A 14,952-nucleotide genomic window follows, 5' to 3' on the forward strand; every position below is an offset into this window, starting at 1 on the left:
CAAGAATCGAATGAAATTTGTTACCATGAATTTTTCTAAAAAATGGGGGATGCTGCTGTTGCTGGTCTTCCTGGCCGGTCTGTCGATCAAGTGCAGTACGTCCGAAATGGATTTTATAGATCCCTTTGAATTTGTCACCGAAGAGTTTGACAATGTTCCGGATGTGGTGGTGGTAGAAGACCCCGAACCAGAGGTGCAGGAGGTGGAGACGGGAGAGGTTGCCAATCTGGAGGTGGCCGGTGAACTAACGGGTTCGATTGTGCAGGTAGTAGAGTCGGAGGGCGCTCTGGAATTAGCGGAGGAGACCGAACAAATCGTGGAGAAGGTAGAGGAAACATCCAATGCCGTCCTTTCTGAGGCACTTGGATCTACTGATGAGGAAGTGTTGACGGAGGCCGTGGAGAGCTTTGAAGAAGAGGAGGCCGTGGCACTGCTAGAGGAGGAAACGGTGTTGACGGAAGAACAGGAGACCGTATTAACTGCGGTTGAGGCCGCCCCGGAGGCTTTCGAGGAAATCGGCGCATTACTTCCGGCGGTAGAGGAAACCGAAGACTTCTCCATTCTTGAGGAAGATGAGGAAGAATTTCCGGACGATATTGACTTTGACCTGGAGTTGGATTTGGAATTGAGTGTTAAAACGAGCGCTAGTGCCTTGCGTTCGCTCACGCTAGTGGGGCCCTGTGCGGAATCGGCAAATGAGGCTTATGCGGTAGCGGTTGCAAGGCTGGAGCAGCAGCGCGACGCAAACCTGGCAACCATCAGTCAAAATTACCAACGGCGCATAACGGAGGCAAACAGCCGTCTGGCGGAGCGGACCAATGCGTACAATGCATTTTTTTCGGCCAGGCTAAGTAGTATTCGCAATAACGTACGGGCAATATTTGCTGCCGCGAGACGGGTGTCTGAACGCGGAGATTTTCGGCGTGCCAGGCAGCTCCGATACTATGCCTTTGCGTATTCGTATTGGGCGAGGTACTCTCTGTTTCGATTCCGTTTTCGCACATTTGAAACCTTTCGGAGGAGACGGATTTTGGAAATCCGAGAAGCGCAAGCATCAGCGACACGGCTCGCTGCAAATGTCCGAAGTAATTTTAACCAATCTTTGGTAGTTGCCGATGCCAATCTCCGGGAGGCTTTGGACAGTTGCCACAATCAAGGAGCAGGAAATTAATTAACGAAATGTAATCATGAAAAAATACACGTTTTTATTCGCTTTACTCGTTCTTATCGGTTCTGCGGAATCGGCAATCGGGCAAATCCGCCTGAAGAGTATCTATGGAGGCTTTGGTGTTTTTACGCGTTCCTACGAAGGAAACGACGAAACGCGAATGTTTTCGGTTTTTGATATCGAAGGCGTACCTTCCATTACTCCTTTGGGTACGGTGACGCAGTTGCTGCCTTCGGTAGGATTGGAACTTGGCCTTGCCGAATGGCTATCGCTGGACGGTCGCATTGGATTCATCAATAAGAAGTTCACGGCAAGCCAGGTGCTGACAGGATTGACAATAGAAGAGACGATCAATCAGCGTATTCTGCCCGTGTCGGTTGGTGTCAAGTGGTTAAGCAACGAGCTTCTCGAGAACCGCATGAGTTATTTTTTTGGCGCGGGAGTGAATCGATATTTTATCCAGAACGAGGTGCAGCGCATCGTCATTGGCGGACAGGGTAGTGTACGCCCCTCGACCTATGCCGGGAATAATTATGGTGGCTACCTTCAGGCAGGTCTGGATTATCTTTTCGACAGTAACCTTTCGATTGGTTTTGATGGTAGGTATCATCTGGGTAGTTACGTGCAAAATTACCGAGACACGGAAAATGTCCCTCGAAGGCTGAAAGTTCCAGTCAGGGGGTTCGAGTTCGGAATCTCGCTAAAGTATAATTTTGGTAAAAGTATGGGGGACGATAACTTAGAAACCAACGAATAGTGATGCTGGGTTGCGCGATTCGGGGCAATGCTTGGCTGGCTGCGTCTATACTTTGCCTGTTTTGCGCACCCGCTTTTTCTCAGAACAACCTAACTGGAAAACCCGGGCTCGTATACAGTCCGCATCCCTTTGTTACGGATGACAGCCGGTTTGTAAGTACCGTCACGTTTACGCCGGCTGATCATTCGATTAATTACTTTATGTTGGAATATTTGGATGAGGTGATGGTCAGCGGCTTTCTACCGTTGAACGATCGCTTGTTCTTAAATTTTAATCTCACCTATTTGCCCCAACTTGCTGACAGGGTAGGGATAGGGGATCGTCACCTGGACCTGAGTTGGTTGGTGGTGAAAGAGAAAGGTGGATGGCTCCCCTCGTTGATGCTGACTGTCACGGCTCCCTTCGGTCAGGCTTCCTTCCTGTCTCAGGATCTGGTGGTAGTGGGTAAGTCTTTCGCATTTGGTTCCGGTAGCGTCGCCCTTTCCGCAGGGTATGGTTCCCCTTTTTTCTTTTTCGAAGGGAAATACATTCGCAAAAAGCAATTTGGCGTTCGGTATCTGAGTGGTGGCTTCGCCGGGCTGACCTATCGTCCCATTCCCGCAGTGGGATTGCAAGCGGAATATCATGGACAGGGCACTCATTTTTCCTTGTTCTATTTGTATGAGGATAAGGTAAGTCTTAAGATCAATTGGTTGGAGCTTCAGTCTTTTGGATTTCAGATGACAGCCTCCTTTCCCCTTGGATTTCAACCCAGAGAAATGAGGCGTTATGATAGGTAGAGTAGTTTTTTGTTGGGTACTGCTTTCTGGTTTCGTGGATGCGTTTGCTCAGGTGGAAACCGGACAAGCGTTTGAGAGTGGATTTGAGCAGCTTTTCTACTTTGCTAGGGGGGATTCGGCCTGGGTTGGATACGAACACCGTAATTTTCGAAATCCGGCTCATGGAATGCTTTATCTGGTCCAAACGCTAGATGCTTCTTCAACTAATTCGTTGCAGTTGGTGCCGCGTTATCATAACGTACCACTCGGTACCTTTGATGTAAGCGACAGGAATTTCGTACCAACTCTGCCCACTTCTATTTCCGGAAATTTTTCAGCAGGAGATGTTTCGGGTTACCGGCTTCACATTCGATTTTCTCCGGATATCCAGGCTCGTTTTGGCAATTTCAACAATCCGGTTCAGGCGAAAGTAAACTTACTGTTGGATACCAAGATTTTCTTGGGATATGGACTAGCGCTTTACTCCGGAGTTGTTCTGCCAATCGCCAATAACCTGGATAGCCAGTCCAAAAATGTTCGGCCTGGTCCCACACAACTTCAATACTTTGGCAGGGTGGGCGAGGCTCATTTTGTTTTCATTTCGGCAGGGACCTTCTTTTATGATCGCTATGGGCTTGATCTACAGTACCGCAAGTTTGATTTTACCAATCGCCTTAGTTATGGCTTGGAGGCAGGGCTTACCGGGTTTTATTTCTTTCCACCGGAGGGTTTGTATACCCGTTCCATGAATGATCTGTACGCACTGGTCGATGTGGAATATTTTTTTCCGTCCCTGTCCAGCTCGGTTGGTTTGAGCGCAGGTCAGTTTCTCTTTAAGGATCGTGGTTTACGTCTGGATTTCGTCAGGCAGTACGGTAATGTAGACCTGGGACTATTTGCTGTAAGGACCAAAAGCGGTACCAATGTCGGGTTTAACATTGCATTTTCATTGTTTCCAGGAAAGATTTTGCGCACTAAAACGATTGAAATTCGCACGAATGAAGACTTCCGGTGGGAATACGGGCACAATAACGAAGATGTAGTGGGACGGCGCTATCGGACGGGCGTTACCCGTTTGAAAGATTTCCTTCGTCCGTATCATTCCAAATTCATCGCTGGCCAAATTTCCTCTGAATTATAAAAATATGAAAGTTATGAACGTATCGGTCAAAAGCAAACGAATATTTCTTTCTTCTCCGCATATGGGGGGTACGGAGATGCAACATGTGCAAAATGCATTTAGCGAAAATTACATTGCTCCCCTGGGTACAAATGTTGATCGGTTTGAAGGAAAATTGCGTGATTATCTTTCCGTATCCGGGGCGCTGACGACCGCTTCTGGTACTGCTGGGCTGCATCTCGGTTTGCGCCTGTTGGGTGTTTCGTCGAATGATCTGGTATTGTGTCAGTCCTTCACCTTTGTAGCTACGGTGAATCCCATCCTGTATCAATGGGCGCATCCGGTATTCATCGATAGCGAAAGCGATACCTGGAACATGGACCCGGATCAGTTGGAGCGGGCGATCAAAGCATGCCTGGCTGGGACCTTGCATGAGTACTCGGGGCTGGATTTTTTTAAAAATCGACCGCCCCAGCTGCCCAAGGCAATCGTTCCGGTGCATTTGTACGGGATGCCCGCAAACATGGATCGGATTTTGGATATAGCCGATCGTTATGGTATTCCGGTTCTCGAAGACGCTGCAGAGGCGCTTGGATCCGGAATTCGGGGGAGAATGTGCGGTACCTTTGGAGAAATGGGTGTTTTTTCGTTTAATGGGAACAAAATTATTACCACGAGTGCTGGCGGGGCCTTGGTTTCTGCCGATCCTAGCCATATTGAAAATGGATTGTTTCTATCCAGTCAGGCCAGGGACCCGGAGATCCACTACCAACACAGCATGCTGGGCTATAATTATCGGTTCAGCAACGTATTGGCTGGGATAGGTGTCGGTCAAATGGAGGTCCTGGATGAGTTTATCGAAAAACGCAGGCAAAATTTCGATCGGTATCGGGATGGATTGGAGGGCTTGCCGGGTATTCGCTTTCCCATGGAGCCCGAGGGCTTTTTCTCCAACCGCTGGCTTACTACCCTAACTTTCAATAGAGAGCGATACCCTACGCTGCGCATACCGGATTTGGTTGCGTATTTTTCTGAACACAACATTGAGTGTCGTCCCTTATGGAAACCCATACATATGCAGCCCTTGTACCATCAGTACCCTTTTTTTGGAGACGGTTTTAGTGAGCATCTGTTTGATTCGGGTATTTGCCTACCAAGTGGGAGTAACCTGTCCACCGATGATGTGGATTTGGTTATTTGCCTGTTGCGACAGTACCTATCAGCATGCATGGGGTAGGATTGCATGCGTATCCTAGGAGCCACACAGACTGACCTTTCCGCGTTCGATAGGCTGTTTCAAATTGGTTCCAAAAAAAGCACTGCACAAACTTGTTCTCGTTGAATTGCATTCGATTAGGTCCGAGTTTTTTTACTCATTCCTAGTGGTAAGACCAACCAAAGGCGAAATGCAAGTCGACGACCGCGTGTTGCAGGAGTTGTTTAGACGCTATTTCAGGGCAAATTCCTTAGCCAGAGACTTGATCGGAATGGATACGGGTGGAAGTCCTAGGATCAATACGTAGGTTTGAGCGGCTTAGCGTCGCAAAAACACGACTGATAGGTATTTCCCATTTGGGTAGGTGCTCGCACGAACCATTGTTTTACTAATTGGGGAAGCGTTGGTGTTTGGTTTTTTAGAGGGGGAAAATTCAGTCGGAGATTTTTATGGGATAAAGGCTCGTCTATAATATAAGTCGATAAGATGGACAATATCCGATGTATAGGTAATATATATATTCAATAAAGGCATGCTATAAAAAGAGTTGATTTGGTTGAGAGATGCCCCCTTTTGGTGATTGCAGCAGAAATGTAATTACTGATTGGGGGTTTTCTTTGTGCATCCCGTCGGGATTCAATTTGTACACCGTATATACCAAGAAAAACAATGTATTTCATAATAAGTACAGTAATGAAACGGATAGGTAGCTTGCAAACCAATTAAAGCGTTTCCTTAGTTATATTGTTATTTTATCTGTATTCTATTGCAGAGAAGGGAAGCTGTTTATTAAAAAAAAGCCCTTTAATCGCACGGATTAAAGGACCTTAAACAGCAGATTTCAGGTAAAAAAATACAGCTTATCTTTCGAACAAGGACTCCCCTTTTCTATTTATCTTTTACTGTACTTGGCTGTTCCGGTTTGTATATCGCTCCGGTTGCAAAATCGACGATAGTTCCCGGCCAAAACAATATAATGTCCGCTATTAGTGCTCCTACGCGTACTTCTCGCTGGGGTTCGCCAGGGATGGGCTTTGTTCGCTGGTGTTCCGTAACCGGACCCCCGAGAATGGTCGCACAGCCAGGAAGCAATAAAACTAAAACAAACAGGGTACTGATAAAGAATCTCCTCATAGCGGCTTTTGGTTTAATGTCTACTTCTATCAACTACCCTAATGTAAAATAAATTATTTCGCAATCCTTCCCTTCGAATCGTGCGGGTAAATAAAATGGAATAAGTTGTAAAGCATGTGTTTGAGTGGGGATTGATCTGTTAAATCGCTGGAAAATCTCAGCTAGTTGTCGCGCCACTTTATTAACTCGTGATTAAATAATAGGTTGAGTTACTCGCAAAAATGCTTTATATCTCGCAAATATTTATTTATTTCTATGCGTACACTTAATTTACTAATTATGCAATTAATATCGGAAATGATAAAACTAGTTTATCTTTGTATAATGATAACTTGTGCTATATGAAACAGTATATTTTTTTAATTTTTCTTTATTCAGGTCTTTTAGAATGTTACGCTCAAGTTGCGGAATTGCGGGTTACCGATGTGGTTCCCGGTAAAGTAAGTGTGGGTGAGTTGGTCACACTTGTAGGCTCTGGATTTGTTCGTAACGAGACGCGCGTCTATCTCTCGGAAGTGGAACTTTTTGTAGAAGATTTTGTCTCCTCCTCTGAAATCCGCGTTAGACTAACTCCCAACGCAGTAAGTGGCCGCATTCGTGTGGAAATTCGAGATAAGCCCGGTTTTGCGGAAAGTCCGGATAGGTTGATCGTAAACGGTCCTCCGGTAATTGCCCCAACCGCTCTTCCGGAACAAGTACATTACGACGAGCAGATAGAAATTCCGTTGCGTAGTGACTATGCAGACAAACTGGAACCGGTGAGTTTCGCTCTTCGCCAGGCGCCGGATTGGTTAAAGCTGGTAGAGGGGGGCGATAATTTGGGAAGCATCTATTTTCGATCGGACCAAGTGCCAATCAATTTTGACCTGATTTCCAGGCAGGGAGATCAATTGCTGCTTGCCGACCGAAATGGAGATGCGTTGTATAAATTATCAACCGGGCAGGAGTTGGTGCTGTTCAAAGAAGGGTTTAAATCGGGATTTGGCGTGGTTTTGGACATGGTGGCTGCGGGCGACGCACTGTATATTTTGGAACAATTTCGCGTTAGCCGGGTTGATCTCCTTGATTCTGCAGCAACGCCCAAGGTCCTGTTCGCAGAAGGTTTAGAGCTGTATGCCCAAACCGTCTACGATCAAAAATTGTATGTGGCAGGAAAGGATCGCCTGTTAGTTTTCGACCTTTCTTCCGATGTGCTAATCAGGCAGGATGCTTTTCCTTTTTCGGAGGTATCCTCTATGGATGTGGGTTTGGATGGTAAGGTGTACGTTTCACCTCCCGGCAAGGGCGTGGTTCGGTGGAATGGCCAGGGAATGGCGCCAGAAATGGAAACTGTTGTCGAAGCGGGCGAAAATGACCCATTGATTATTAAGTTTGGCCAAGAGGGCAATTTTTTTGCTTATTTTCCCCAAGTAGGAACCAATCCTTCCTTTGTTCGAAAATACAACAACCTGTTTCAATTGCAAACCACTGTTCCGAGTGCGTACAATGTAAACGCTGCCGATTTTGTTTTGGGAACGCAAGGAGAGTTGTTTACTGTCGTCGGGCAGGATTTCGTTTCAAAGTTAATTCCATTTGACTTTCTTCGTGGTACGCCTACAAAAAAGGACCTCGGGTTCCATACCGTCGAAGTCGAAGCCTCGAATGCATATGGCACATCTGCTCCTTTTTCGTTTAATCTGGAAGTCACCGATACGATTCCTCCCGTGCTGTCCTCCGCTTCTCCTGTCCTCAAAGCGATCGGAGTCGAGACCACCACTACGCTCGAGCTGAACTTTGATGAAGAAATCCGTCTAACTATAGGGGGGCAGTTGGCCGTGTATCGGAACGAGGAACCTACTCCTTTCCTTGTTTATTCCGACTCCGACGAGGAACTTTCGGTTTCAACGGATCAAAAATCGCTATTCGTGAAACCCAAAGAAGAGTGGCCCTTGGGAAGCCGTATCTCCTTGGAGAGCGTCGGTCCTTCGCTGATAACGGACCTGTCGGGTAATGCGTATGTGGGTTTTGACCGGACCACTGCTTTTTGGACCACCGTGAACCAACGCATCCAACACATCGACCTGGATACAGGCAGTGTAACCAAAACATATGGAGACCCGGAATTTGAATTGGGTCCACCCGTTTCTTCAACCGGCTTACCGGTTACCTACACTGCTATTAATGAGGGAGTTGTTTCCATCGAAGGCAATAAGGCTCGTATTCTTTCTGCCGGTAGTACGGTGATCACTGCTAACCAGCCGGGAGACACCAGTACCCAGGCAGCTCCGGAGATACGTTTTGAGCTGACGGTTGAGAAAGCAGATTTATCCCTGTTGATCGATTGGAAATCGGTCATTTATGGTGATGCTGATCCCCGGTTTACGTTTACAATTTTAGATGGATTGGTCAGGGAGGAAGACCGGAGTACACTGGCTGTTGAATTCGATAGCCGAAGGCAGCCGTTTGACCCGCCTGCCGATTACTTTATTTATCCAATTGCCGGTACCGAACATCCCAACTACGAGATCAATTTTGGCCCAAATGGTCGATTGCGCGTTTTGCCCGCTCCACTTGCCGTAAAGGCGGTGGCGGCTCAAAAGGTTTATGGGGCAGAAAACCCGGAATTTGAGGTGGAATACAGTGGTTTTAAAGGTAGCGATACCCTGTTGGAAATTCCACCGGTACTCAGTTCGGGGGTAGGCGTCGGTGGAGCAGTTGGATCCTACCCAATTTTACTACAAGACGGTACCGCATTGGATCCAAGGTATGACATTGACTTTGAAGAAAGTACCCTAACCATCAATCCTCAACCCCTCAGCATTACCGCCGATGCGGATCAAAGCAAGACCTATGGTCAAACGGATCCTACTTTTACCTTTAGCAGCAGTGGCTTTGTAAACGGGGAAGACGAAACGCTATTGACCGGAGCCCTTGGCCGGGAGGCTGGGGAAGAGGTAGGCAGCTACGCAATCACGCTGGGCAACCTAAGTGCAGGTGGAAACTACACGCTGGACTTTACTTCGGCTGCCTTTGGCATCAACCGGCAGACTCTGAGTATTACCGCCGATTCGGATCAAAGCAAGACCTACGGTGAATCCGATCCTACCTTTACCTTTAGCAGCAGTGGCTTTGTAAACGGGGAAGACGAAGCGATTTTGACCGGAGCGCTTAGCCGGGAGGCTGGGGAAGAGGTAGGCAGCTACGCAATCACGCTGGGCGACCTAAGTGCCGGGGACAACTATGCCCTGGACTTCACCTCGGCAGACTTTGGCATCAACCGGCAAACGCTGAATATTACCGCCGATGCGGACCAAAGCAAGACCTATGGTCAAACGGATCCTACCTTTACCTTTAGCAGCAGTGGCTTTGTAAACGGGGAAGACGAAGCGATTTTGACCGGAGCCCTTGGCCGGGAGGCTGGGGAAGAGGTAGGCAGCTACGCAATCACGCTGGGCAACCTAAGTGCCGGTGGAAACTACACGCTGGACTTTACTTCGGCTGCCTTTGGCATCAACCAGCAAACGCTGAATATTACCGCCGATTCGGATCAAAGCAAGACCTACGGTGAATCCGATCCTACCTTTACCTTTAGCAGCAGTGGCTTTGTAAACGGGGAAGACGAAGCGATTTTGACCGGAGCGCTTAGCCGGGAGGCTGGGGAAGAGGTAGGCAGCTACGCAATCACGCTGGGCGACCTAAGTGCCGGGGACAACTATGCCCTGGACTTTACTTCGGCAGACTTTGGCATCAACCGGCAAACGCTGAATATTACCGCCGATGCGGACCAAAGCAAGACCTATGGTCAAACGGATCCTACTTTTACCTTTAGCAGCAGTGGCTTTGTAAACGGAGAAGACGAAGCGATTTTGACCGGAGCGCTTAGCCGGGAGGCTGGGGAAGAGGTAGGCAGCTACGCAATCACGCTGGGCAACCTAAGTGCCGGTGATAACTATGCCCTGGACTTCACCTCGGCAGACTTTGGCATCAACCGGCAGACTCTGAGTATTACCGCCGATGCGGATCAAAGCAAGACCTATGGTCAAACGGATCCTACCTTTACCTTTAGCAGCAGTGGCTTTGTAAACGGGGAAGACGAAGCGATTTTGACCGGAGCGCTTAGCCGGGAGGCTGGGGAAGAGGTAGGCAGCTACGCAATCACGCTGGGCGACCTAAGTGCCGGGGACAACTATGCCCTGGACTTCACCTCGGAAGACTTTGGCATCAATCAGCAAACGCTTAACATAACCGCCGATGCGGATCAAAGCAAGACCTACGGTGAATCCGATCCTACTTTTACCTTTAGCAGCAGTGGCTTTGTAAACGGAGAAGACGAAGCGATTTTGACCGGAGCGCTTAGCCGGGAGGCTGGGGAAGAGGTAGGGAGCTATGCGCTGACCCTGGGCGACCTAAGTGCCGGTGGAAACTATGCCCTGGACTTCACCTCGGCTGCCTTTGGCATCAATCAGCAAACCCTGAGTATTACCGCCGATGCGGGCCAAAGCAAAACCTATGGACAGGCCGACCCTACCTTTACCTTTAGCAGCAGTGGCTTTGTAAACGGGGAAGACGAAGCGATTTTGACCGGAGCGCTTAGCCGGGAGGCTGGGGAAGAGGTAGGCAGCTACGCAATCACGCTGGGCAACCTAAGTGCCGGGGACAACTATGCCCTGGACTTCACTTCGGCGGCCTTTGGCATCAATCAGCAAACGCTTAACATAACCGCCGATGCGGATCAAAGCAAGACCTACGGTGAATCCGATCCTACCTTTACCTTTAGCAGCAGTGGCTTTGTAAACGGGGAAGACGAAACGCTATTGACCGGAGCCCTTGGCCGGGAGGCTGGGGAAGATGTAGGGAGCTATGCGCTGACCCTGGGCGACCTAAGTGCCGGTGGAAACTATGCCCTGGACTTCACCTCGGCAGACTTTGGCATCAACCGGCAAACGCTGAATATTACCGCCGATGCGGACCAAAGCAAGACCTATGGTCAAACGGATCCTACTTTTATCTTTAGCAGCAGTGGCTTTGTAAACGGAGAAGACGAAACGCTATTGACCGGAGCCCTTGGCCGGGAGGCTGGGGAAGAGGTAGGCAGCTACGCAATCACGCTGGGCAACCTAAGTGCCGGTGGAAACTACACGCTGGACTTTACTTCGGCTGCCTTTGGCATCAACCGGCAGACTCTGAGTATTACCGCCGATGCGGATCAAAGCAAGACCTATGGTCAAACGGATCCTACCTTTACCTTTAGCAGCAGTGGCTTTGTAAACGGAGAAGACGAAGCGATTTTGACCGGAGCGCTTAGCCGGGAGGCTGGGGAAGAGGTAGGCAGCTACGCAATCACGCTGGGCAACCTAAGTGCCGGTGATAACTATGCCCTGGACTTCACCTCGGCTGCCTTTGGCATCAATCAGCAAACGCTTAACATAACCGCCGATGCGGATCAAAGCAAGACCTACGGTGAATCCGATCCTACCTTTACCTTTAGCAGCAGTGGCTTTGTAAACGGGGAAGACGAAACGCTATTGACCGGAGCCCTTGGCCGGGAGGCTGGGGAAGAGGTAGGCAGCTACGCAATCACGCTGGGCAACCTAAGTGCCGGTGGAAACTACACGCTGGACTTTACTTCGGCTGCCTTTGGCATCAACCGGCAGACTCTGAGTATTACCGCCGATGCGGATCAAAGCAAGACCTACGGTGAATCCGATCCTACCTTTACCTTTAGCAGCAGTGGCTTTGTAAACGGGGAAGACGAAGCGATTTTGACCGGAGCGCTTAGCCGGGAGGCTGGGGAAGAGGTAGGCAGCTACGCAATCACGCTGGGCGACCTGAGTGCCGGTGATAACTATGTCCTAGACTTCACCTCGGCTGCCTTTGGCATCAATCAGCAAACGCTGAGTATTACCGCCGATGCCGATCAAAGCAAGACCTACGGTGAATCCGATCCTACTTTTACCTTTAGCAGCAGTGGCTTTGTAAACGGGGAAGACGAAACGCTATTGACCGGAGCCCTTGGCCGGGAGGCTGGGGAAGAGGTAGGCAGCTACGCAATCACGCTGGGCAACCTAAGTGCCGGTGGAAACTACACGCTGGACTTTACTTCGGCTGCCTTTGGCATCAACCGGCAAACGCTGAGTATTACCGCCGATTCGGATCAAAGCAAGACCTACGGTGAATCCGATCCTACCTTTACCTTTAGCAGCAGTGGCTTTGTAAACGGGGAAGACGAAACGCTATTGACCGGAGCGCTTAGCCGGGAGGCTGGGGAAGAGGTAGGCAGCTACGCAATCACGCTGGGCGACCTAAGTGCCGGGGACAACTATGCCCTGGACTTCACCTCGGAAGACTTTGGCATCAATCAGCAAACCCTGAATATTACCGCCGATGCGGATCAAAGCAAGACCTACGGTGAATCCGATCCTACCTTTACCTTTAGCAGCAGTGGCTTTGTAAACGGGGAAGACGAAGCGATTTTGACCGGAGCGCTTAGCCGGGAGGCTGGGGAAGAGGTAGGCAGCTACGCAATCACGCTGGGCAACCTAAGTGCCGGTGGAAACTACACGCTGGACTTTACTTCGGCTGCCTTTGGCATCAACCGGCAAACGCTGAATATTACCGCCGATGCGGATCAAAGCAAGACCTACGGTGAATCCGATCCTACTTTTACCTTTAGCAGCAGTGGCTTTGTAAACGGAGAAGACGAAGCGATTTTGACCGGAGCGCTTAGCCGGGAGGCTGGGGAAGAGGTAGGCAGCTATGCGCTGACCCTGGGTGATCTAAGCGCCGGAGGCAATTATGCCCTGGACTTCACTTCGGCGGCCTTTGGCATCAATCAGCAAACGCTGAGTATTACCGCCGATGCGGGCCAAAGCAAAACCTATGGACAGGCCGACCCTACCTTTACCTTTAGCAGCAGTGGCTTTGTAAACGGGGAAGACGAAACGCTATTGACCGGAGCCCTTGGCCGGGAGGCTGGGGAAGAGGTAGGCAGCTACGCAATCACGCTGGGCGACCTAAGTGCCGGGGACAACTATGCCCTGGACTTCACCTCGGCAGACTTTGGCATCAACCGGCAGACTCTGAGTATTACCGCCGATGCGGACCAAAGCAAGACCTATGGTGAATCCGATCCTACCTTTACCTTTAGCAGCAGTGGCTTTGTAAACGGGGAAGACGAAACGCTATTGACCGGAGCGCTTAGCCGGGAGGCTGGGGAAGAGGTAGGCAGCTACGCAATCACGCTGGGCGACCTAAGTGCCGGGGACAACTATGCCCTGGACTTCACCTCGGCAGACTTTGGCATCAACCGGCAAACGCTGAATATTACCGCCGATTCGGATCAAAGCAAGACCTATGGTCAAACCGACCCTACCTTTACCTTTAGCAGCAGTGGCTTTGTAAACGGAGAAGACGAAGCGATTTTGACCGGAGCCCTTGGCCGGGAGGCTGGGGAAGAGGTAGGCAGCTATGCGCTGACTCTGGGTGATCTAAGCGCCGGAGGCAATTATGCCCTGGACTTCACCTCGGCGGCCTTTGGCATCAATCAGCAAACGCTGAGTATTACCGCCGATGCCGATCAAAGCAAGACCTACGGTGAATCCGATCCTACCTTTACCTTTAGCAGCAGTGGCTTTGTAAACGGGGAAGACGAATCGCTACTAACAGGAGCCTTAAGTCGAGAACCCGGCGAAGACGTGGGCAGCTATGGCCTGACACCCGGCGACCTAAGCGCTGGGGACAATTACAGGTTGGAATATACCGGGGCAGCGTTTTTGGTTGAAGCAGCTACTGTCACTATTTTAATCGACAATAAGGAAAAAGTATACGGTAACCCTAATCCTGCTTTAACCTTTTCTTATTCAGGCTTCGTTGGTCAGGATTCTGAATTAGCCGTTCCTCCTACACTTGAAACAGCGGTTGAGCTGACCACTGGCGTTGGCAGGTATGAGATTTCTGTAAAAAATGGAACCGCACTTGATCCAAATTATCGGGTAGCCATTGAAAACGGGAGGCTGGAAGTTGTTCCTGCCCCTTTAGCAATCGTTGCTGATAACAAGAAAAGAAAATTTGGTGAGGTAAATCCAGCGCTTACCTTCCGCTACGAGGGACTGGTTGCCGGTGACACGAAGATTGATCGGGAACCATTTGTTTTCACCCTGGCAGAATCGGCCTCACCTGTAGGAACCTACCCCATCATTGTGGAAGGTGGTGAGGATGGGAATTATCAAATTAGCAGGATGCCAGGCAGCCTTGATGTTGAAATTGGGGTACCCCGAATTACCTGGAATGCAGTGAGTTTACCAATTAATTTGAGCGAGTTGGTGATACCTGTACCTCAGAGTAATTCACCGGGAGTATTCCGTTACGAGGTAGGGGATGAAGGTATTGCGATTGTACAGAACGGTCGGATCATTCCGGTATCGGAAGGGGTTACCGAATTGACGGCGATTCAGGAGGCGACCTCGAATTTCGGTAGTGGAAGTTTGACGGTTTCATTAACGGTGACCAAGTCGCAGCGGGAATTATTATTGGATAAAATACGTGAATACCAGCAGTCTGGTGGGACCAGTCCTGGTTTGGTAGAACGTGATTTGCGTATCCTTGGGATGTCCGGGACTGACGGTTTGGATCTGGGCCTATTGAATTCGGTAGTAGCGGCAGCGGACCGCATCGATTCGGAAGCGGATTTGCAGGGATTGATAGACCTGATTCAATCGGGAGCGGATAGCGATGGGGATGGAGTTCCGGATTATGTGGAGATACTGGAATCCACGGATAAGATGGATTCCTGGGATTATCTGGACAGCGATGGTGACGGGG

The 14,952-nt window shown here is 49.6% G+C and carries 6 protein-coding genes; all 6 read left to right on the forward strand.

Going from position 1 to position 14,952, the window contains the following annotated elements; genetic code table 11:
• Window positions 1–10: 10 nt before the first annotated feature.
• Window positions 11–1,171, forward strand: a complete 1,161-nt coding sequence (locus GCU44_RS07020) for a hypothetical protein (RefSeq protein ID WP_154855471.1) — start codon at window positions 11–13, stop codon at window positions 1,169–1,171.
• Between the two features lie 16 nt (window positions 1,172–1,187).
• On the forward strand, window positions 1,188–1,925 hold the full coding sequence (locus GCU44_RS07025) for a hypothetical protein (RefSeq protein ID WP_154855473.1): 738 nt from the start codon (window positions 1,188–1,190) through the stop codon (window positions 1,923–1,925).
• Entirely contained in the window at window positions 1,925–2,704 is a 780-nt protein-coding gene (locus GCU44_RS07030) for a hypothetical protein (protein ID WP_154855475.1), read from the forward strand. The genes GCU44_RS07025 and GCU44_RS07030 overlap by 1 nt, the downstream gene beginning before the upstream one ends.
• Window positions 2,694–3,824 (forward strand): hypothetical protein, encoded by a 1,131-nt coding sequence (locus GCU44_RS07035; protein ID WP_154855477.1) that lies wholly within the window; start codon window positions 2,694–2,696, stop codon window positions 3,822–3,824. Before GCU44_RS07030 ends, GCU44_RS07035 begins: the two co-directional genes overlap by 11 nt.
• A gap of 13 nt (window positions 3,825–3,837) precedes the next feature.
• Window positions 3,838–5,040, forward strand: coding sequence for a DegT/DnrJ/EryC1/StrS family aminotransferase (locus tag GCU44_RS07040; protein WP_154855479.1), 1,203 nt, complete (start codon window positions 3,838–3,840; stop codon window positions 5,038–5,040).
• A 1,454-nt stretch (window positions 5,041–6,494) separates the two neighbouring features.
• A partial coding sequence (locus tag GCU44_RS07045) for an MBG domain-containing protein (RefSeq protein WP_161993908.1) occupies window positions 6,495–14,952 on the forward strand: 8,458 nt, incomplete at its 3' end.

This window comes from Cyclobacterium xiamenense (genome assembly GCF_009467825.1).
GTDB classification, from domain to species: Bacteria; Bacteroidota; Bacteroidia; order Cytophagales; family Cyclobacteriaceae; genus Cyclobacterium; species Cyclobacterium xiamenense.